Raw genomic sequence first — 20202 nt, 5'->3', positions numbered from 1 at the left:
TGTCCCGGCAAGCCAAGAGAAGGAACCGGATCCATGATCCAGATGCAATCCAATCTCGACGTCGCGGACAATAGCGGCGCCAAGCGCGTCCAGTGCATCAAGGTGCTGGGCGGCTCGAAGCGCCGGTTTGCCTCCGTTGGCGACGTGATCGTGGTCTCTGTGAAAGAGGCTCAGCCGCGCGCGAAGGTCAAGAAGGGCGACGTTCACCGCGCCGTGATCGTTCGCACCAAGAAGGACGTTCGCCGTCCCGATGGCAGCGTGATCCGCTTTGACAGCAACGCCGCGGTGTTGGTCAACAAGAGCGAGGAGCCGATCGGCACCCGCATCTTTGGCCCGGTGGTGCGCGAGCTGCGCGGACGCGGCTTCATGAAGATCATTTCGCTCGCGCCGGAGGTGCTCTGACCATGGCAGCCAGAATCAAGAAGGGCGACAGCGTCGTCGTGCTGTCGGGCAAGGACAAGGGCCGCACCGGCACGGTCGAGAAGGTCATGCCCAAGGACGGCAAGGTCATCGTCGAAGGCATCAACGTGATCACCCGTCATAACAAGCCGACCCAGCAAAACCCGCAAGGTGGTATTGAGCGCAGGCCTGCGCCGATGCCCATCTCGAAGGTTGCTGTGGCCGATCCCAAGGATGGCACGCCCACGCGTGTCCGCTTCGAAGAGAAGGATGGCAAGAAGGTGCGTGTCGCCGTTAAGAGTGGGGAGACCATCGATGGCTGATTACACCCCTCGCATGAAGGCCAAATATGACGAGCACATCGTCAAGGCCATGACCGAGAAGTTCGGCTACACGAACCGTCTTCAGGTGCCCAAGCTGGAGAAGATCACGCTCAATATGGGTGTGGGCGAGGCCAGCCAGGACAAGAAGAAGGTCCAGACGGCTGCTGAGGAAATGGCGCTGATCGCTGGTCAGAAGCCGGTTATCACCAAGGCGAAGAAGTCGATCGCGCAGTTCAAATTGCGCGAAGGCATGCCGATCGGTTGCAAGGTAACCCTGCGCCGTGATCGCATGTTCGAATTCCTCGATCGTCTGGTGACCGTGGCCATGCCGCGCATCCGTGACTTTCGTGGCCTGAACGCCAGGTCGTTCGATGGTCGTGGCAATTACGCGATGGGTCTCAAGGAGCAGATCGTGTTCCCGGAGATCAGCTACGACAAGATCGACAAGGTGCGTGGCATGGACATCATCGTCACGACCACCGCGAAAACCGATGAAGAAGCGCGCGAATTGCTGCGCCTCTTTGGCTTCCCCTTCCAGGGCGACGCCGAGGCCAAGAAGGCCGCGTGAGCGGTCTTCAATGAACAAGACAGAGAAGAAGAGAGCTTAAGTCCAATGGCGAAACTGAGTTCGATCAACAAGAATGAGCGTCGCAAGAAGCTCGTGAAAAAGTACGCAGCGAAGTACGAGAAGCTGAAGGCGATTGCCGATGACGAAACGCTTGATGAAAGCGAGCGTCTGATCGCGCGTCTGAAGATGGCGGAGATTCCGCGCAACGCAAACCCGACCCGGGTGCGCAATCGCTGCGCCACCACTGGCCGCCCGCGCGGCTATTACCGCAAGTTTGGTCTCAACCGTATCGAACTGCGCGATCTGGCCAATAAGGGCCTGATCCCCGGTGTGACCAAGTCGAGCTGGTGAGGAAGTAACAGATGGCTATGACCGATCCTCTGGGTGATATGCTCACCCGCATCCGCAACGGCCAGCAGGCGAAGAAGGACAGCGTTCTCTCGCCCGCTTCCAAGCTGCGTGCGAACGTTCTCGAAGTGCTTCAACGCGAAGGCTACATCCGTGGCTACAGCGAAGACGAGACCGGCCCTCACAAGGCGCTGCGGATCGAACTGAAGTATTTCGAAGGCGAGCCGGCGATCAAGCACGTCGCGCGCGTCTCCAAGCCGGGCCGTCGTATCTACTCGGGTTCGAAGGAACTGCCGAGCGTGCGCAACGGCCTGGGCATCACCATCGTTTCGACCCCGCGCGGTGTCCTTTCGGACGCCGAGGCTCGCGAGAGCAATGTCGGTGGCGAAGTGCTCGCGGAGGTGTTCTGATGAGCCGCATTGGTAAAAAGGCCGTCCCGATCCCCGCCGGGGTGACGGCCGAGATCAAGGAAGGCACGCTCAGCGTGAAGGGGCCGAAGGGTACCCTTTCGATGGGCCTGTCCGATCTCATCGACTACAAGGTCGAAGAGGGCGAGATCCAGGTCAACCCGGCCAACGATACGAAGCAGGCGCGCTCCTATTGGGGCATGCAGCGCACGCTGGTGTCGAACCTGGTTGAAGGCGTGACCGAGGGCTTCTCGAAGACGCTTGAAATCTCGGGCGTCGGCTACCGCGCCAAGGCGCAGGGCAAGACCTTGAAGCTCGAGCTTGGTTTCAGCCACGACGTCGATCTGGACGTGCCCGAGGGCATCGAGGTGAAGACCCCGGATCAGACCACTGTTGAAATCAGCGGCATCGACAAACAGGCGGTTGGCCAGTTTGCCGCTGAGATCCGCGAATGGCGCAAGCCTGAACCCTATAAGGGCAAAGGCATCAAATATCGCGGCGAGTATATCTTCCGCAAGGAAGGGAAGAAGAAGTAAGATGGCAAAGCTTTCTCTTTTTGAACGCCGTCGCCGCCGTGTGCGCACCGCTCTGCGCGCCCGCGCAGGCGACAAACCGCGGCTGAGCGTGCACCGCACCGGCAAGCATATCTACGCGCAGATCATCGACGACGCGCAGGGCAAGACGGTCGCAGCCGCTTCGACGCTCGGTGAAAAGTCCAGCGGCGCGAATATCGACGCTGCCTCGAAGGTCGGCAAGGACATCGCCGCAGCCGCGAAGAAAGCGGGTGTGACGAGCGTCGTGTTCGATCGCGGTGGGTTCCTGTTTCATGGCCGCGTCAAGGCGCTGGCTGATGCCGCTCGCGAAGGCGGGCTGGAGTTCTGATTATGGCTGATGAAAAGAAAACCCCTGAAGCGGAAACCGAAACGCCGGTCGAAGCCGCTGCAACCCCTGAAGCCGCACCCGAGGCTGCACCCGCCGCCGATGTTGCTCCTGCCGAGGCCACTCCTGCTGAAGCCGCTCCCGCAGAGCAGCCACAACAACAGGGCCGTGGACGTGGACGTGGTGGCAACCGTGAAGGCGGTCGTGGTCGCGGTCGCGGAGGCCGTGACGGTGGCCGCGGGCGGCGCGAGGAAGAAGATGACGGCATCATCGAAAAGCTGGTGCACATCAACCGCGTCTCCAAGACCGTAAAGGGCGGTAAGCGCTTCGGCTTTGCCGCGCTCGTGGTTGTTGGCGATGGTCAGGGCCGTGTCGGCTTTGGTCACGGCAAGGCGCGCGAAGTGCCCGAGGCGATCACCAAGGCAACCGCTGCGGCGCGCAAGAAAATGATCCGCGTCCCGCTCAAGGAAGGTCGCACACTGCACCATGATGGCAATGGCCGTTTCGGTGCGGGCAAGGTCACCGTGCGCACCGCGCCTCCGGGAACCGGCATCATCGCCGGTGGTCCGATGCGTGCTGTGTTCGAGAGCCTGGGCGTCGCTGACGTTGTCACCAAGTCGGTCGGCACGTCGAACCCCTACAACATGATCCGCGCCACCTTCGAGGCGCTGCAGGACCAGACTTCGCCGAAGTCGGTCGCTCAGCGTCGCGGCAAGAAGGTTGCCGACCTGCTGGGGCGCGGCGGTGCGAGCGCGGTCGAGGCCGAAGCCGACGCTGCGGCTATTGTGGAGTAACAGACGATGGCTACCATCAAGATCAAGCAGATCGGTTCGCCGATCCGTCGCCCCGAAGGTCAGCGCAAGATCCTGATCGGCCTGGGCCTCAACAAGATGCACAAGATTGTCGAACGCCAGGACACCCCCGAGGTGCGTGGCGCGGTCGCGAAGATCCCGCATCTGGTCGAGATCGTGGAGTAACACTATATTAGCCGCGCCGCCGCGACAGGGTAGTTTGTCCGCCTGCCGGTAAAGAGGCGATCCGGTTCGTACTGCGATCCTCCGGCGGCACCATTTCAGCGCGAAGAAAAGCGAAAGCGAGTGCAATCATGAAACTGAACGAAATCAAAGATAACGCCGGAGCCCGCAAGGGTCGCATGCGCGTGGGCCGTGGTATCGGCTCGGGCAAAGGCAAAACCGCTGCACGCGGCCAGAAGGGCCAGAAGAGCCGTTCGGGCGTCGCGATCAAGGGCTTTGAAGGCGGCCAGATGCCGCTGCACATGCGCATCCCGAAGCGCGGCTTCAACAATCCGTTTGGCAAGGATTTTGCCGAAGTGAACATCGGCATGGTCCAGAAGTTCATCGACGCGAAGAAGCTCGATGCGAAGAAGGACATCACCGAAGAGGTCCTTCGCGAAGCAGGTCTTGTGCGCGGCGGCCAGGACGGGGTCAAACTGCTCGGCAAGGGCGAGATCAAGGCCAAGGCCAAGTTCGTTGTGACCGGTGCTACCAAGGGCGCCATTGTTGCGGTCGAGAAGGCTGGCGGCAGCGTCGAAGTGACCGCTCCGGCGAAGACGGAAGCCGTCGCTGACAGCGAATAATCGAACAAAACGTGGGGCGGGGGTTCGACAAGAGGGCTCCCGCTTCCTACGTATCCCCTCTAAGCTGGCCTCTGGTCGGCAGAGGACCAGGATAAAGACCCAAAATGGCATCACGCGCAGACAACGTCGCCAGCAACCTTAACCTTGGCAATTTCGCGCAGGCGACCGAGCTGCGTCAGCGGATCTGGTTTACGCTGGGCGCGCTGATCGTCTTCCGGTTTTTGAGCTTCGTGCCGCTTCCCGGCGTCAACCCGGCCGCTTTGCAGGATCTGGCGGAGCTCGCGCGCGGGGGCGTGGCGGAGCTGTTCAACACTTTCTCTGGCGGAAGCCTGGAGCGCATGAGCCTCATCGCGCTCGGCGTCATGCCCTACATCACCGCCTCGATCGTGGTGCAAATGGCCTCGGCTTTGCATCCGACGCTGGCCGCTCTGAAGAAAGAGGGCGCCGCGGGACGCCAGAAACTCAACCAGTACACGCGCTACGGCACGGTTTTTCTCTGCGCGATCCAGGGCTACTTCCTCGCCGTGGGCCTTGAGACCTTTGCGAGCGCAAACGGTATCCAGGCGGTCGTCAACCCAGGCTTTGCGTTCCGGATCGGCGCGGTCATCAGTCTGGTTGGCGGGACCATGTTCCTGCTGTGGCTGGGCGAGCAGATCACGTCTCGCGGGATCGGCAACGGCGTGTCCTTGATCATCATGGCGGGGATCGTCGCGCAGTTCCCCACCTTTGCCATCAACCTGTTCGAGGGCGGCCGCACGGGCACGATTGGTCCGGCCATTATCATCGCCTTCCTCGTGATGGTGATCGGTCTCATCCTCCTGATCAGCTTTGTCGAGCGCGCGCAGCGGCGCCTGCTGGTGCAATACCCCAAGCGCGCAACGCAGCGCGGCATGGTGCAGGCCGATAACCAGTACCTCCCGCTCAAGCTCAACACGGCGGGCGTGATCCCCCCGATCTTTGCCAGCTCGCTGCTGCTCCTGCCGCTTACGATTTCACAATTTGCCAGCGGTTCGCTTGACGCCGACAGCGCCTTTGGCGGGGCCATTCTGACGTTGAACCAGTACCTCGCGCATGGTCAGCCGATTTACATGCTGCTTTACGCGATCGGGATCATCTTCTTCTGCTTCTTCTACACGGCGGTTGTCTTCAATCCGGAAGAGACGGCGGACAATCTCAAGAAGAACGGCGGCTTCATTCCCGGCATTCGTCCCGGAAAGCGTACCGCCGACTATCTGGAGTATGTTCTGACGCGGATCACGGTGGTCGGTGCGATTTATCTGACGTTTGTCTGTGTCGTGCCCGAATACATGATCGCCGAAATAGGCATTCCGATCTATCTCGGCGGCACCAGTCTGCTGATCGTGGTCAACGTGACCGTGGATACGATCACGCAGATCCAGTCGCATCTCTTTGCGCATCAATATGACAATCTAATCAAGAAGGCTAAGTTGAAAGGCCGCAAGCGATAGCGCATGGCGAACGCCGGATTGCGTATCGGGCCGTGCGGGGGCTTTTCGCGCGCGGCTAACGGGGAGAGAGAATGAACATCATCCTTCTGGGACCTCCGGGCGCGGGCAAGGGCACGCAAAGCGCTGGGCTTGTTCAACGCCACGGCATGAAGCAATTGTCCACCGGAGACATGCTTCGCGCCGCTGTCAAAGCGCAGACCCCGGTCGGGCTTGAAGCGAAAGCGGTGATGGACCGCGGCGAGCTTGTTTCCGACGCGATCGTCTCTTCGCTGATCGACGAGAACCTTGCAGCGATGCCCGCTGAACAGGGCGCAATCTTCGACGGGTATCCGCGCACCGCCGCCCAGGCGCGCGACCTCGACTCCATTCTGGCGAAGAACGGGCGGAAGCTTGACCATGTGATCGAACTGGGCGTTGACGAAGACGCCTTGGTCAAGCGCATTACGGGGCGCTTCTCATGCGCCAACTGCGGCGCGCTTTATCACGACACGGCAAGTCCGCCACAGGTGGAAGGCGTGTGCGATGCGTGCGGCGGTGTGGAGTTCAAACGCCGCCCGGATGATAACGAGGAAACCGTGCGTACCCGCATGCAGGAATACCGCGCCAAGACCGCGCCCATCCTGCCGGGCTATGAGGAGCGCGGCCTTGTGTCTCGGATTGACGGCATGGGAGCGATTGAAGAGGTTTCCGAGGCGATCGACTCGATCCTGTCCTGAATTCTGTCGCAGGCGACGGGGCTTTTCCCATTCTTCGAGATCGCTTAGGTTCTCGCGGCAAGGGAGAGTGGCAATCATGAAAAGACCGATCTGTGTTGCGCTGGCTGTTGCCGCTCTTGGGCTGGACGCTCGGGCTCAGGCCGAAGTCGTCGAGAGCAGCGATGCCGGCTTCGTCACGCGCGACGTGGCGGTGGTCGAGACGAACCTCAAGGAAACGTGGCTGGCTCTCATAAGTCCGGCCGACTGGTGGTCCTCGCAGCACACCTGGTCGGCCGATGCAGCCAATTTGCGCCTCACGCCCCAGGCGGGGGGATGCTTTTGCGAGAAGATCCCCGAAATCGATGAGCCGGGTCGGTTTACGCTCGAAGGGAGTGTTGAGCACATGCGCGTGATCCAGGCCTATCCTGAGAACGCCTTGCGCATGGTGGGGGCGTTGGGGCCGCTGCAAAGCGAGCCGGTTACGGGTGTCCTCACCATTGCGCTGACCGAAGTTGACATCCCGCAGGGTAAGGGGACCCGGATTGTCTGGGAGTACAATGTCGGTGGATCCATGCGCTACGAGATTCCGGTCATCTCCAAAGCGGTGGATGGGGTGATGAGCCTGCAACTCGCCGGCTTGGCCGCGAAACTGGGCAAGGTGGTTGTGGCGCAGGACGATCCGGCCCAAGGCGATGGTGCTGCGGATACACCGGTCAAGATCGAGACTGAGGACACGCTCAAGGACGGGGCTGCAGCTGCGGAAGAAGCCAAGCCAGAAGGGCTCAGCGTCGATGAAGCCTTCGGCGATCTGAGTGAGCGCGAAGGATCGGTCTAGCTTCTGGCTCCACAGCTTTGCGGGCGCTCTTGCGCGACCCGCTTTGACCGGGCGGGCGTTTCGGGTTATCCCGTTGAAAGACGATCCGATCGCTCTATATCGGCGGCTCGGGCGATTCTGCGCGGCGGGCGGTTGACGTCAGACCCGAATCGCCGTAAGCGCGCCGCTCATTCGACAGGTTCGAACCAAGTCCGGCCGGCGGTATCGATGCGATTCGCCAACCGGACTCTTGCCATTTGAAGGCGGGTTCGCCCCTGTTGTGTGTTTGAGCGTTGAGATGGGGGCCATGGCGCCAAGCGTTCCGCCCCTGTGGAGCATGGAGAATTAAGTGGCTCGTATTGCCGGGGTAAACATCCCCACCAACAAGCGCGTTATCATCGCGCTCACCTACATTCACGGCATCGGTCGCACGACGGCTGTTGAAATCGCGAACAAGCTGGGCATTCCGCACAGCGCGCGCGTGCAGGACCTCACGGACGAGGAAGTGCTGCGCATTCGGGAAACGATCGACGCGGATTACCAGGTCGAGGGTGACCTGCGCCGCGAAACCGCAATGAACATCAAGCGTCTGATGGACCTCAGATCCTATCGCGGGCTGCGCCATCGCAACCAGCTGCCGGTTCGCGGCCAGCGCACGCACACAAACGCCCGCACCCGCAAGGGCAAGGCGAAGCCGATTGCAGGCAAGAAGAAGTAAGCGCGGCCTTTCTCGGCTCAGACGCTTTTCCCTTCTTCCTTCAGATATAAGGATACGAGACTATGGCACGCGAACCCGGTAAGGTAAGACGCCGCGACCGCAAGAACATCACTAGCGGCGTGGCGCACATCAACGCCAGCTTCAACAACACTATGATCACCATCACCGACGCGCAAGGCAACGCGATCAGCTGGTCGAGCGCTGGCATGATGGGATTCAAGGGCAGCCGCAAGTCGACGCCCTACGCAGCCCAGGTGGCCGCGGACGATGCGGGCAAGAAAGCCGCCGAACATGGCGTGCGCACGCTGGAGGTCGAAGTCAAGGGCCCTGGCTCGGGCCGCGAAAGCGCGCTTCGCGGACTGGCGGCCGTCGGTTTCAACATCACCTCGATCCGTGATGTGACGCCGATCCCGCACAACGGCGTTCGCCCGTCCAAGCGTCGGCGCGTCTGACCCGACCCGGATTGGCGGCATCCGCTCCTGCCGCCACCCGCGCGGGTTTGTAGGCCGCTTCCAGGCTCGGAAGCACCGAATGGCCCGCACCACATATTTGAACCGCTGATACAGCGAATTAGGGGAAATCCATGTCCGTCAACACGAAGAACTGGCAGGAACTTAAGAAACCCAACGCTCTGGACATCAAAGAAGGCGGCGACAAGCAGCGCAAGACCACATTTGTAGCTGAACCGCTTGAACGTGGCTTTGGCCTTACGCTTGGCAACGCTCTTCGCCGCGTGCTGCTCTCTTCTTTGCAAGGGGCGGCGATTACGTCGATCAAGATTGAGAATGTGCTGCACGAATTCTCGTCGCTCGCTGGCGTGCGTGAGGATGTGACGGACATCGTCCTCAACGTAAAGCAGATCGCGCTCAAGATGGAAGGCGAAGGCCCCAAGCGCCTGCAGCTGTCGGCGACGGGCCCGGCCACCGTCAAGGCGGGGGACATCGCGGTTACCGGCGACATCGAAGTGATGAACAAGGATCTCGTCCTGTGCCACCTCGATGAGGGCGCCACGCTCAACATGGAACTGACCGCGGACGTGGGCAAGGGCTACGCTCCGGCTGTTCAGAACCGCCCGGCTGACGCGCCGATCGGCCTGATCCCGGTCGATTCGCTCTACTCGCCGGTTCGCCAGGTAAGCTACAAGGTCGAGAACGCCCGCGTCGGACAAGAGCTTGACTATGACAAGCTCTCGCTGACCGTCGAAACCGATGGCACCGTCACCCCTGAAGACGCCGTGGCCTACGCCGCGCGCATTCTCCAGGACCAGCTCACCCTGTTTGTCCACTTCGAGGATGGCATTCCGCAGCCGCAATCCGCGATGATCGGCCAGGCCGCGCAGCCGCAGGAAGACGACGCCAACCAGCTCAACCGTTATCTGCTCAAGAAGGTTGACGAGTTGGAGCTCTCGGTGCGTTCGGCCAACTGCCTCAAGAACGACAACATAATCTACATCGGCGATCTGGTCCAAAAGACCGAGGCCGAGATGCTGCGCACGCCGAATTTCGGTCGCAAGTCCTTGAACGAGATCAAGGAAGTGCTCTCCAGCATGGGCCTGCGTCTTGGCATGGACATCCCGGGCTGGCCGCCGGAGAACATCGAGGAAATGGCCAAGAAGCTCGAACAAGAGCTGCTGGGATAAGTAGCTGTGCGCTCCTGCGAAAGCAGGAGCCCAGTTGCCCTAGGCTCCGGATCAGGTCCGGAGCTCATATTGGATGAAGGTGGCGGCCTTAACAGCCACCAGGATGGAGCTACCTCACACGGGCTCCCTACGAACGGAGAATGAAAAATGCGTCACGGAATTTCGCAGCGCAAGCTGAGCCGCAAGTCGGGCCACCGCAAGGCCCTGTTCCGCAACATGTCGGCTGCGCTGATCAAGCATGAGCAGATCGTCACCACGCTGCCCAAGGCGAAGGAACTGCGTCCTTACGTTGAGAAGCTGATCACGCTGGCCAAGCGCGGCGGCCTATCGAACCGGCGTCTTGCAATGAGCAAGCTTGGCGATGAAACACAGCTCAAGAAGCTCTTCGACGTGTTGGCCGAGCGCTACGCGGATCGTGACGGTGGCTATACGCGCGTGCTCAAGGCTGGCTTCCGCGAGAGCGACGCGGCTCAATTGGCGGTAATCGAGTTCGTCGATCGCGACGAAGATGCGCGCGGCCAGGACAGCGGCCCGGTCATGACCGATGAAGAAGAGTACGCCGAAGCGTAAGCGGGCAAATACAGACAATGGGAAGGGCCGGCGGAGCGATCCGCTGGCCCTTTTTGTTTGCCGCTTGACGAAAGGACGGAACTATCGGATAATTCTGTCATGACAGAAATAAATGTCGATTCGGAACTTCCGCCATCCGTGGCTCGCTTCGTCCTTCATTGGGGCGATCTGGGCGGGCAGTGGGGTGTGAACCGCTCGGTGGCGCAAATCCACGCGCTGCTCTTCATTTCGGACAAGCCGCTAACGGCGGAGGATATCGCTCACCAGCTGGGCATGGCGCGGTCGAACGTGTCCAATTCGATCAAGGAATTGCTGGGCTGGAAGCTGATCCACCGTGTGCCTGTCATGGGGGACCGACGCGATCACTTCGCCGCTGATACCGACATCTGGGAGATGGCGATCAAGATCGCGGAAGGCCGCAAGGCGCGCGAGATCGACCCCGCCGAGGCGGCGCTTCGCGTGTGCAACGAGGAAGCGGAGAACGATCCGCAAGTCAGTCCCGAGGCGCGCCAAAAGCTGGCGGACATGCTCGACTTCGTCACCACCATGTCGCGCTGGCACGAAGAGATGACCAAGGTTCCCAAGCCCGCGCTCACCGCGCTGATCAAGATGGGCTCTGGCGTCACCAAGCTCATCAATTGGAGGCCGGGCAAGAAGTCCGAGGATTAAGAGCCCCGCGAAAGGGGCCGGAAAGGCGGTGCGAGATGCCGATGCCAATTGCTGAAAGAAGTGGCCAATACGGGGCGTCTTGGCCTCAAACCAAGCAGGCTTCATCGCCCACACAGTCTGACGCGCCGTACGATCCGCGCTTTCGCCGCCTGATTGGTTCGAAAGGCTGGGCCGCGCTTCCCGCTTCGGTCCGACGGCGTTTCTCGAAGCGGATCGTGGATCAGAGGATGGTCGTCTATCCCGGCGTTATCCGCGAGGCGCGCTTCTCGGCGATGGGGTGGCTGTTCGCACAGGCGTGCCGGCTGGTGGGCGCGCCGCTGCCTCTGGGGCGCGAATGCGGGTTGCCTGCCGCCGTCTCCGTGATGGAGGATCGGCAGGGAAAAGGGCAGCTCTGGACCCGAACCTACGCACGCTCGCGCGGCTTTCCGCAGGTCATTCACAGCTCGAAGCGCTTTGACGGTCCCACCGGGCTGGAAGAGCGTATCGGTCTCGGGATCGGGATGGCCCTCAACGTCAGCGCGCTTGAGGATGGGATCGCCTTTCGCAGCGATCACTACTTTGTCTCGCTCTTCGGCAAACGCGTGCGGCTTCCCGATTGGGTATGCCCCGGTGAGACCGTCGTGAAACACCGCCATGTGAGTGACGATAGCTTCGTGTTTTCGCTCAGGCTGAGCCACAAATGGCTGGGCGAGCTGGTCTATCAGGAAGGGCTTTTCCATGACGCGTGAGAGCAAGACTTTGCGCGTGCTTCTGCTTGGCGCGAGCGGTGTGTTCGGCTCGCGTCTGGCGCGTCTCATTTGCGCAGAAGACAAGCCGATCGATCTCACACTGGCCGCGCGCGGTCTTTCCAAGTTAAGCGCGCTGGCACAAGGGCTGTCACGGCCTGTGAAGAGCCTCGCCCTCGATCGCGCAAGCCTCACCGCGCAGGATCTTGCAGGCTTCGACCTGGTCATTGACGCGGCGGGCCCTTTTCAGGCGTCTCACATGCGCGTCGTCGAATCCGCCATGGCGGCCGGCGTCGATTACATGGACCTCGCCGATGGGCGCGATTTTGTGCAGGCTTTCACGCGCTACGATGAAGCGGCGAAGGGAGCGGGCATGGCGCTGACCGCCGGAGCGAGTTCAATCCCGGCGCTTAGCCACGCGGTCATCGACCACATCACGCAAGGGTGGAGCGCGATCGACACACTTCGCATCGGCATCTATCCGGGCAACAGGGCGCCGCGCGGCCTCGCCGTCGTCGAAGGCATCCTTTCGTATGTGGGGCGCCCGGTGCGCGTCTTTCGGAAGGGCCGCTGGCGCGACGTGCCGGGATGGGGCTTGCTCCATCGCGAGAAGCTTCCCGGCGTGGGCAAACGCTGGGCCAGCGTGTGCGAAACGCCCGAGCAGGACTTGCTGGTCGAGCGGTATGCGCCGCGCCGCAGCGCCGAATTCTACGCAGGGCTGGAACTTGGCCTGCTCCATCTGGGCCTTGCCCTGATGGCGCTCCCGGTGCGTTGGGGCTGGGTCGAGAGCCTGCGCCCGTTCTCGCGTCCGATGCTCACCATTGCGAAGTGGTTCCTTCCCTTCGGATCGGATCGCGGCGGCATGTCGGTCTACGCCAGCGGAGAGGATGAACACGGCAGGTCCCTCGCGCGCCGCTGGTTTCTCAAGGCCAACGCCAATCGAGGCCCCTATGTGCCGGTGCTTGCCGCGATGGCCATGCTGCGGCGTTACCGCGCTGGATGGCGGCCCGATCCGGGTGCCCGTGTGTGCTCTGGCTTTCTCAGCCTTGCAGACTTCGAAGCGGACTTTGCCCGGCTCGGTATCGAGCACTGCACGTTTGAGGAAGGGCGCGAGCCACGGCGAGATGGTCGCGATGCCCCACTAGCCTTGCCGCAGACGGCGTGGCAATAATCGGGGCATGAAGACATCTGTCATCGTCGGCGCGATCGCCGCCTTCATCGCCGCACCCGTCACCGCCCAATCGGCCCAGGAGCGTCTCGATGCGCGCTACGATAGGGCGCTGGCAGCGGGGTATAAGGGGCTGATGCTATGCAGCGCGATTGCGAATGCGGAGCGCGTCGGTGGCGAGCGCACGCCGCAAAGCGTCCACGAATGGGAACTGACCGGCATCTATCCCGCTCTCGATCCGATCATTCGCGATCTGCCCTATGAGATCGTCCGGGCAGAGGAGGGGCATATCCGCCATGTGCTGGTCGAATGGGCCGATGATATGCCTCCCCGGATCGCGCGGCACGATTATGACCACGGCTGCGTCACTCTGCCCATCGGCTGGGACGCCGCGACACTCCTCCCCGAACTCGATGCGCCGGTTGTGACGCAGGAGCCGGAGCGCGAGGAGGAAAGGTTCTCTTTCACGATCGAAGCTCAGAAGAGCGACGGTTGGACAAAGCCGCAGCCGACTGCGCTCGACACGGTCCTCGATGCGGCGATGTCCGGCGGATATGGCGAGGGAAGCCGCACCACTGTCGTAATGATAGAGCGCCGCGAAGGCACCGGCGGGCTGGTTGGCGCGGCGCGTCTCGCGCCCGGTTTCAGCGAGAAAACCCCGCAGCGCACCTGGTCGGTTGCAAAGAGCATCGCTGCCACACTCGTCGGGGTCGCAAAGCATAATGGCGAGGCGTGCATCGGGGACCAGCTGCTGACGAAAGCCACGCCAGCGGCTGGCGATCCGCGCAACGCGGTCAGCGTCGATCATCTGCTGCGCATGGCGTCGGGCCGGTATTCCGACACGCCCGGCAACCGCACCGATCCGCTTTACTGGGGCGGCACGACCATCGATGAGCGCGCCGCCAACTGGCCGCTGGTGCACAAGCCCGGCACGGTCTATCGCTACGCCAATAACGATACGCTGATGGCGGTCGAGGCCATCGCCTGCAGCTTCGATGCGCATCCGCCATCCGAATTCTTTGCAAAGCTGGGCATGAACGCGACGATTGCCGAAACCGACTGGCAGGGAAACTATGTGCTGTCCTCGCAGGTGTGGTCGACCGCGGATGATCTTGCGAAGCTGGGGCTTCTCTATCTCAACAACGGCGTCTGGAATGGTGAGCGCATTTTGCCGGAAGGCTGGCGCGACTACGTCTCCACCCCCAGCGGTCCGCAGCCTGAGGGCACGCAATGGGGCTATGGCGCGGGCTGGTGGACGTTTCGTCGCCCCGAAGGCAACGCTTTTGAGGGCATTCCCGACGACGCCTTCGCGGCGCGCGGCAATCGCGGGCAGTATGTCGTGGTCGTGCCGTCGCGCAATGTGGTGATTGTGCGGCGCGGCGAGGACGTGGTGGGCACGCGCTTCGATATCGCGGCGTTTACCCGCGATGTGCTTGCGGCTCTCGATTGAGGGGTTTAGTTGATCAAAGGCATGCGGCGGAGGGGTTATCAACCCACTCAAAGGGAAGAATTGTTCATAAAAAGACGTATAAAACTGAACGAGAGCTGCAAGCCCCGCTCAGATTGATCTCACTTTTGTTCATCTAAAACGCTCTTACAGTGAACGGGCACTCCCGCCCTCGCTGAAGAACCCGAGGATGAACTCCATGATCGACAAGACGACTTTCACGCCGAAAATCGCCAAGGGAGCGCTCGGGACTGTCGCCGCTGGCGCGATGGCTCTCGCTTGTGCAACCCCCGCTCTGGCCGATGATGGTCGCGACCGCGGCGGCATTGGCGCAGGAGAGATAATCGCCGGTGCAGCGGTGATCGGTGGCGTGGCCGCGCTGGCGGGCGCTTTCGATGGCGATCGCCACCGCTTCGACAACCGCCGTTTTGCCTACAACCACAACCGCGCCGGGCCGGGCTTTCGCAATGTCCGTCCGCGCCGCGCGATCAATCGCTGCGTGCGCGCCGCCGAACGACAGGCGCGCCGGTTTGGCGGCTGGCGCTTTGCCGAGGTTACGCAGATCCGCGATGTTGACCGCACCCGGTTCGGATTTCGCATTCGTGGCCGGATCGTGGTCGAGGGCCACCCGGCCTTCCGCCGCAACTTCGACCGTGGCCGCTTCACCTGCCGCTTCGACGGAAGAGGGCGCCCGTTCGTTGACTTTCGCGGAGTGCGCGGCCTGCGTTGATCCGCGTCAGTTGAGCGCCTCGCACTGAAGACGCGAAGCGCTCGGGCACCGGCAAGCGGGGGGCTTGCCGGTGTCCTTTCCTTTGCCCGTGTTTTCCCTTTGCCGGCTGAGCCCTTCGCTCGTCCCGCTGTGCATCACCCGGTTCAGCGGGGTGTAAGCAAGGGCGCTTTATTGCTATGCGCACCTTGAGCGATTGGTGGCCGCTCACCTCGACACGAAGAACAGGAGGGAGCTTTATGGCTCGCGTATCACCTTTCGCTGGAAGTCTGGGCCTCGCGGCCGCACTGGCGATGACGGCGCCCGCATCGGCGGCATTGACACCTCAAGCCACGCCGCCAGCGCCATCGGCGTCCTTGACCGGCGGCGGGGCGGGCGACTGGGCGGGCGACTGGGCGGGCGACTGGGCAGGGGCCTTCTCCACCAGTTCATACGATGCGAACAGCGATATCCAGGAATGGCGCCGCTGCGGTTGGCGCGGTTGCTTCCGGCGCGGCTGGCGCCGAGGTTGGCGACGCGGTCCCAGCTTCGGACAGGTCCTTGCCGGGGTCGCTATTATTGGAGGGATCGCCGCGGTGGCGACCGCAAACAACCGCCGCCGGGAGCGCGATGTGGTGATTGTCGATCGTGAAGTCCGAACCGACCGCTACGAGGATTCGCGGCGCTACGAGGATTCGCGCCGCTACGATGACCGCGATCGCAATCCGCGAAGCTCTGGCGGCGACGGGATCGACAACGCGGTCTCGCAATGTCTGCGCGAAATCGAGCGCGATATCCGGGTCGATACCGTCGATGGCGCCACCCGGGTCTCAAGCGGCTGGATCGTGACGGGCAGTGTGTTCGATGGCTCGGGCTTTTCGTGCGAAATCGGCAATGACGGGCGGATCTCGGACATCGAGTATGGCGGTTTTCGAGGCGGCGCCGTTGATGATCGTCCCGATCGCTCGGCCAGCGGCGCAGCACCCGGCCAGCGCACCGACGATTTCTACGCCAACGCGCGCGCATCGTTGGATGACGAGCGTTACACCACATACAGCACGTCCGAGCGGTTTGCCGACGCGGGCGAACGCCCGGCGCAGCCGCTCGTCCCGCTGACGGCGGAGCGTATGCCCGCCTATCCGGGGGGACCAGTCCCCGGCGAAGAGTAAAGCGGGAAACGCGTTTGCCGCTTGCGTAGGAAGCGCGGGTCATCGCCTGGCGGTGGCCCGCGTTTGCGCTTTTGGAGGCGAGAGTGAGTGGGGCAGTAGAGCGGTTGGCTATCCGTTGGCTTCCTTGCCACCGCCATAGCTTGGCAGGGCGATCTGGAACTGGATCGCCGCGGCGCGCAGGACAAACCCCGCCACGAAGGCCACGCCCCAGACCCAGCCATCGCTGATCGTGAGCCATTGCGCCACCACCATGCCAGCCACGGTCAGCGAAGCGCTGAGCGCGGCGGCGGTCACGTAGAGTTCGGGCTGCATGATGATCGATGGGCGCCCGGCCACCACGTCACGGATGATACCGCCCACGCAGCCGGTGATGATCCCCATCAGCGCCGCCGGGATGGGCGGGATGCCATACGCGGTGGCCTTGGCGCTGCCCAGCACGGCGTAGGCGGCAAGGCCGGCCGCATCGGCCATATCGAACGCCTTGCCCTGCCACAGGCGGACCGGCGTGAACCACGCGAGGGTCGCGCAGATGAGGCAGACGGCGGGCACGCGCGGATCGGTGATCCAGAAGACCGGGGCCTCGATCAGCAAATCGCGCACGGTGCCTCCCCCAACTCCGGTGACCAGGGCGAAGAACGCCATCGTCACAAAAGTCTGCCGTTCCTTCGCGGCCACAGCCGCTCCCGACAGCGCGAAGATTGCAATGCCGAATACATCGAGCCAGTTGAGAATGGGGGTGAGGACTTCGCCGTTCACGTCGATGGCCTCTCTTGCCGCGGCATGGGTGCGCGCGTGCGCGCCCGGCGCCTCCGGAACATCAAAACGCAGCCCATCAGCGCGCCCGAAAGCGAGAGCGCGGCGAAGAGGATAAGGATCGGGTGGCTGTTATCCTCGCGCTCGGAAAGGTCCATGATGTGCAGGCCCCAGGCCAGATCGAACCAGCGCCACCAGCGCGTGCGCACCGCCTCGATACGGCCCGTGTCGCGCCCGACATAGACATAGGTGCCATCTTCGAGTGTGACGCGCCACACGGGCAGGGGGCGGCGAAAATCGAACGGCACCTCGTCGGCTTCGTAGAAGGTGGCGGCCCGGACCCGGTCTCCGCCCGCAATGCTTCGGGCGACCAGCTCGCGCGCTCTCGCCGCGTCCAGTGGCGGGATCGGTTCGCCCGTGGCAAAGTCGACGCGGGCGCTGTCGCCGTCGAGCGTTGTGAGGATGGCGACCGCGCGTCCCTCCTGCATCACCACCCGCATCTCGCGAAGCCGCTTGTCCGCGCTGGCGATCGCGCTTCCTTCAAGGATGAGGGGCATGGGGGCTTCCGCTTCCAGGCGCAGATGCTCGCCGCGCACTTCGGGCAAGGGCTTCAGGGTCATGAAGAGGCCCGAGGCCAGCCAGAGGACAATGGGTACACCCACCAGCCAGCCCAGCCAGATGTGCCATTGCGCCAGACGCTGCATTATCCGTTTGCTTGCCATGCGCAGCGCCCATGGCGGCAAGCGGCTAGCCGTGCAAGATGTTCCCGATCTCGCCCGCCGCCGCGATGCAGTCCAGATCGGCCATGCGAGGGCCTATCACCTGCATTCCGCAGGGCAGCACCGCGCCCTCATAGGTACCGCTGCCAATAGGGAGCACGGTCGATGGCAGGTTCGGAAAAGTCGCAATGCCCGCCCAGGCGAGGCCCGAGGCGCCCTGCACATCGGAGCCGTTCACGCGGATTGTCGCGTCGAAGACGCGGGCCTCGCTGTGCGGCACGGCGAGCACCGGCGCCGGCGGCGCGAGAACGAAATCGTAGGTTTCAAACAGCCGCGCCCACTCAAACGCGTTGGCGGCCTGCGCGTCGAGCAGGTCGAACCAGTCGGTCGCGCTCGCGCGCTTGCCGCTCGGGGAGGGCGCGCCGCGTGCCATCGCGATGTTGAGCATGCGCATATAGTCGGCAAACTGCTTTTCGAGATCGGGGACGAGAGCGCTCGCGCGATCGACGCTAACGCCTGCTTGAACCAGCGAGGAAATGGCCGCTTCGGTGGGTCCGGCAACGCTCGTATCCACGGGCGCGCCGGGATATTCCGTGATCGCCAGCAGGCGGCCTTCCCTCAGCGGCTTGCCCGTGCGCGCCAGCGGGTATTGGGCGCCGATCTTGGTCAACAGCGCAAGGTCCTGCGCGCTGCGGGCGAGCGGACCGGCGATCGAGAGCGCCCCGTTATGCGCGGCAAGAAAACCGGGGCGGCGGGCCATCAGCGGGTGATCGTGACCCTGTTTGGGAACAAGGCCCCAGGTGGTCTTGTGGCCCCACACGCCGCAAAAATGCGCTGGAACGCGCACAGACCCGCCAATATCGCTCCCGTACTCGCCCGCGACCATGCCGCTGGCAACCGCCGCCGCGCCGCCACCCGACGATCCGCCGGGCGAGCGCCCGGTATCGTGTGGATTATTCGTCCGGCCATAGACCCGATTGAAGCTCTGCCAGTCGGTGAGGTCGGTCGGCACGTTGGTCTTGCCCACGATAACCGCGCCCGCCGCCTTGAGCCGTCGCACCACCTCGCTGTCGCGCGGGGCGATATAGTCGGTGAGATTTGTGTGCCCCCAACAGCTTTGCAGCCCTTCGACATCAAAGCTCTCCTTGACTGTCATCGGCACGCCGTAGAGGGGCCTTTCGGGATCGGGGCCGGCTTCGTCGAGAGCCTTGGCGCAGGCCGCCGCGCGCTCGAAATCCGGGACGGCGAGCGCGTTGATTTCGGTGTCGAGCTTCTCGATCCGCACGATCGCTGCATCCACCGCCTCGCGCGCCGAAAGCTGGCCAGCCCGGATCGCTTCGGCGGTCTCGATAAGGCCGGGTTTGTCGGTCAGGCGCGGATAGGTCATGATGGGGTGTCCCTCTCTTACTGAGGACCTAGCGCGTTACAGCGATGCGAAGAAGCGATCTTCGGCTTCGTAGTCGAAGTGTTCGCGCGGGTAGGCGGCGAGTTGCGGAAACAGGGTTTGCCATTGGTCCGAGGGCAGACCGCGCAGCCAGTTCACAGTTTCCGCCACTTCGACGCGGTAATCGGCGAAATCGTCAAACCCGGCCTGGAAGGCCTTCGAGCAATCTACCTCGAAAGGGGCGGGAACCGACCACGGCGTTGCTCCGACCGATCCGACCGGAGGGCCTTCGATCCCGTAGAAGCGGATGCGCTTGCCGAACTGAGCAGCGATCGCTTGCCCAATCTCGCGAACGCTCGGGGCGTTGGCGTCGGCTACGTTGAACACGCCGCCGATGTCCAGATCCGCTGCGTGCGCTGCGAACGCGCCGATGCTGCGGGCGGACGTGGTGTGAAAGACGCTCTCACCATCGAAAGCCAGCGGTATGACGCGCCGCCTGTCCTTGATCCGATTGACGAACCACCACTCGCGCGGATGCCGGCTGTAAGGGCCATAGATCGCGCAGGGGCGCAGCACAGTCGAGCGTTCTTGAAAAAGCTCTCGTGCCTTGCGCTCCATGCGCACTTTCTTCGTCGAATAGCTCTGGGGGCCGCCCGCTATCGTGGAGGCGTCTTCGGGAATGGGATGACCGAAATCGGGGTAACCGGTGATCGCTGCGGTGTCGAAACTGCGGCCTTCCGGATCGCGGTATACAGCGGCGGAGGACATGGCGATATAGCGCCCGACGCGGTCCGGATCGTAGCGCGCGACGTCGTCCGCATCGAAGGCAATCGTGTCGAGGACTGCATCCGCTTCAGGTGCGGGGTCTTCGCCAGCGACGTATCGTTCGAATTCCACGTCTTCGAGTGACCAGGCCGGTTCGGTGCGGGCGAGGACCCGCACATCCCAGTCCCGCCAATCGCTCAAGAGGAACTCGCGCGCCGCCGCATAACCGATCTGGCCCGCTCCGATAATGGCAATCGAGCGGGCCATCGGG

At 62.9% G+C, this 20202-nt stretch carries 27 protein-coding genes; 23 read left to right on the top strand and 4 right to left on the bottom strand.

Annotation, left to right across the window (positions count from 1 at the left end; all coding sequences use genetic code 11):
* The first annotated feature begins 33 nt into the window (after positions 1–33).
* The 23 genes from rplN to QNI87_RS06000 all read left to right on the top strand — a co-directional run bounded on the left by rplN (position 34) and on the right by QNI87_RS06000 (position 16310).
* The gene (gene rplN, locus QNI87_RS06110; RefSeq protein ID WP_010411138.1) at positions 34–402 is read left to right on the top strand and encodes a 50S ribosomal protein L14; all 369 of its coding nucleotides are present in this window, start codon (positions 34–36) and stop codon (positions 400–402) included.
* Positions 403–404: 2 nt separating this feature from the next.
* Positions 405–722, top strand: a complete 318-nt coding sequence (gene rplX, locus QNI87_RS06105) for a 50S ribosomal protein L24 (RefSeq protein ID WP_300595231.1) — start codon at positions 405–407, stop codon at positions 720–722.
* Complete coding sequence (gene rplE, locus QNI87_RS06100) at positions 715–1290, top strand: 50S ribosomal protein L5 (RefSeq protein WP_300595230.1); 576 nt, start codon at positions 715–717, stop codon at positions 1288–1290. Before rplX ends, rplE begins: the two co-directional genes overlap by 8 nt.
* Before the next feature lie 45 nt (positions 1291–1335).
* Positions 1336–1641 (top strand): 30S ribosomal protein S14, encoded by a 306-nt coding sequence (rpsN, locus tag QNI87_RS06095; RefSeq protein WP_300595229.1) that lies wholly within the window; start codon positions 1336–1338, stop codon positions 1639–1641.
* An 11-nt stretch (positions 1642–1652) separates the two neighbouring features.
* Positions 1653–2048 (top strand): 30S ribosomal protein S8, encoded by a 396-nt coding sequence (gene rpsH / locus QNI87_RS06090; RefSeq protein WP_300595228.1) that lies wholly within the window; start codon positions 1653–1655, stop codon positions 2046–2048.
* A complete protein-coding gene (gene rplF / locus QNI87_RS06085; RefSeq protein ID WP_300595227.1) occupies positions 2048–2581 on the top strand; it encodes a 50S ribosomal protein L6 in 534 nt (177 codons plus the stop codon). The genes rpsH and rplF overlap by 1 nt, the downstream gene beginning before the upstream one ends.
* Before the next feature lies 1 nt (position 2582).
* On the top strand, positions 2583–2927 hold the full coding sequence (gene rplR, locus QNI87_RS06080) for a 50S ribosomal protein L18 (protein ID WP_300595226.1): 345 nt from the start codon (positions 2583–2585) through the stop codon (positions 2925–2927).
* On the top strand, positions 2927–3718 hold the full coding sequence (rpsE, locus tag QNI87_RS06075) for a 30S ribosomal protein S5 (RefSeq protein ID WP_300595332.1): 792 nt from the start codon (positions 2927–2929) through the stop codon (positions 3716–3718). The genes rplR and rpsE overlap by 1 nt, the downstream gene beginning before the upstream one ends.
* Before the next feature lie 6 nt (positions 3719–3724).
* Positions 3725–3901: a 50S ribosomal protein L30 gene (gene rpmD / locus QNI87_RS06070; protein WP_300595225.1), complete on the top strand. Its 177-nt coding sequence runs from the start codon at positions 3725–3727 to the stop codon at positions 3899–3901.
* Positions 3902–4029: 128 nt separating this feature from the next.
* The gene (gene rplO / locus QNI87_RS06065) at positions 4030–4521 is read left to right on the top strand and encodes a 50S ribosomal protein L15 (RefSeq protein ID WP_300595224.1); all 492 of its coding nucleotides are present in this window, start codon (positions 4030–4032) and stop codon (positions 4519–4521) included.
* Between the two features lie 104 nt (positions 4522–4625).
* Positions 4626–5990, top strand: a complete 1365-nt coding sequence (gene secY / locus QNI87_RS06060; RefSeq protein ID WP_300595223.1) for a preprotein translocase subunit SecY — start codon at positions 4626–4628, stop codon at positions 5988–5990.
* 71 nt (positions 5991–6061) lie between these two features.
* Positions 6062–6706 (top strand): adenylate kinase, encoded by a 645-nt coding sequence (locus QNI87_RS06055; RefSeq protein ID WP_300595222.1) that lies wholly within the window; start codon positions 6062–6064, stop codon positions 6704–6706.
* Between the two features lie 76 nt (positions 6707–6782).
* Positions 6783–7520, top strand: coding sequence for an SRPBCC family protein (locus QNI87_RS06050; RefSeq protein WP_300595221.1), 738 nt, complete (start codon positions 6783–6785; stop codon positions 7518–7520).
* 328 nt (positions 7521–7848) lie between these two features.
* Positions 7849–8217: a 30S ribosomal protein S13 gene (gene rpsM, locus QNI87_RS06045; RefSeq protein ID WP_300595220.1), complete on the top strand. Its 369-nt coding sequence runs from the start codon at positions 7849–7851 to the stop codon at positions 8215–8217.
* Between the two features lie 62 nt (positions 8218–8279).
* Positions 8280–8669, top strand: coding sequence for a 30S ribosomal protein S11 (gene rpsK / locus QNI87_RS06040; RefSeq protein ID WP_007164597.1), 390 nt, complete (start codon positions 8280–8282; stop codon positions 8667–8669).
* Between the two features lie 131 nt (positions 8670–8800).
* Complete coding sequence (locus QNI87_RS06035) at positions 8801–9856, top strand: DNA-directed RNA polymerase subunit alpha (RefSeq protein ID WP_300595219.1); 1056 nt, start codon at positions 8801–8803, stop codon at positions 9854–9856.
* Positions 9857–10003: 147 nt separating this feature from the next.
* Positions 10004–10426, top strand: coding sequence for a 50S ribosomal protein L17 (rplQ, locus tag QNI87_RS06030; protein WP_300595218.1), 423 nt, complete (start codon positions 10004–10006; stop codon positions 10424–10426).
* A gap of 99 nt (positions 10427–10525) precedes the next feature.
* Positions 10526–11095, top strand: a complete 570-nt coding sequence (locus tag QNI87_RS06025) for a MarR family transcriptional regulator (RefSeq protein ID WP_300595217.1) — start codon at positions 10526–10528, stop codon at positions 11093–11095.
* 35 nt (positions 11096–11130) lie between these two features.
* Positions 11131–11823, top strand: coding sequence for a DUF4166 domain-containing protein (locus QNI87_RS06020; protein WP_300595216.1), 693 nt, complete (start codon positions 11131–11133; stop codon positions 11821–11823).
* Positions 11813–12991: a saccharopine dehydrogenase NADP-binding domain-containing protein gene (locus tag QNI87_RS06015; protein WP_300595215.1), complete on the top strand. Its 1179-nt coding sequence runs from the start codon at positions 11813–11815 to the stop codon at positions 12989–12991. Before QNI87_RS06020 ends, QNI87_RS06015 begins: the two co-directional genes overlap by 11 nt.
* A gap of 7 nt (positions 12992–12998) precedes the next feature.
* Positions 12999–14438, top strand: a complete 1440-nt coding sequence (locus tag QNI87_RS06010; protein ID WP_300595214.1) for a serine hydrolase — start codon at positions 12999–13001, stop codon at positions 14436–14438.
* A gap of 187 nt (positions 14439–14625) precedes the next feature.
* A complete protein-coding gene (locus QNI87_RS06005) occupies positions 14626–15165 on the top strand; it encodes a hypothetical protein (RefSeq protein WP_300595213.1) in 540 nt (179 codons plus the stop codon).
* 236 nt (positions 15166–15401) lie between these two features.
* A complete protein-coding gene (locus QNI87_RS06000; protein ID WP_300595212.1) occupies positions 15402–16310 on the top strand; it encodes a hypothetical protein in 909 nt (302 codons plus the stop codon).
* Positions 16311–16418: 108 nt separating this feature from the next.
* On the opposite strand, the gene QNI87_RS05995 is transcribed toward QNI87_RS06000, so the two are convergent.
* Genes QNI87_RS05995 through QNI87_RS05980 form a run of 4 tightly spaced genes read right to left on the bottom strand, consistent with a single transcriptional unit; the run spans position 16419 to position 20198 of the window.
* Positions 16419–17066, bottom strand: a complete 648-nt coding sequence (locus QNI87_RS05995) for a trimeric intracellular cation channel family protein (protein WP_300595211.1) — start codon at positions 17064–17066, stop codon at positions 16419–16421.
* Complete coding sequence (locus QNI87_RS05990) at positions 17063–17785, bottom strand: hypothetical protein (RefSeq protein WP_300595210.1); 723 nt, start codon at positions 17783–17785, stop codon at positions 17063–17065. The genes QNI87_RS05995 and QNI87_RS05990 overlap by 4 nt, the downstream gene beginning before the upstream one ends.
* A gap of 25 nt (positions 17786–17810) precedes the next feature.
* The gene (locus tag QNI87_RS05985) at positions 17811–19169 is read right to left on the bottom strand and encodes an amidase family protein (RefSeq protein WP_300595209.1); all 1359 of its coding nucleotides are present in this window, start codon (positions 19167–19169) and stop codon (positions 17811–17813) included.
* Positions 19170–19205: 36 nt separating this feature from the next.
* Complete coding sequence (locus QNI87_RS05980; protein WP_300595208.1) at positions 19206–20198, bottom strand: hypothetical protein; 993 nt, start codon at positions 20196–20198, stop codon at positions 19206–19208.
* Between the last annotated feature and the right edge of the window lie 4 nt (positions 20199–20202).

This window comes from Erythrobacter sp. (assembly GCF_030066995.1).
Taxonomy (GTDB): domain Bacteria; phylum Pseudomonadota; class Alphaproteobacteria; order Sphingomonadales; family Sphingomonadaceae; genus Erythrobacter.
Note: the sequence above shows the minus strand (reverse complement) of the source record. Positions and strands in the feature narration are given on the sequence as shown.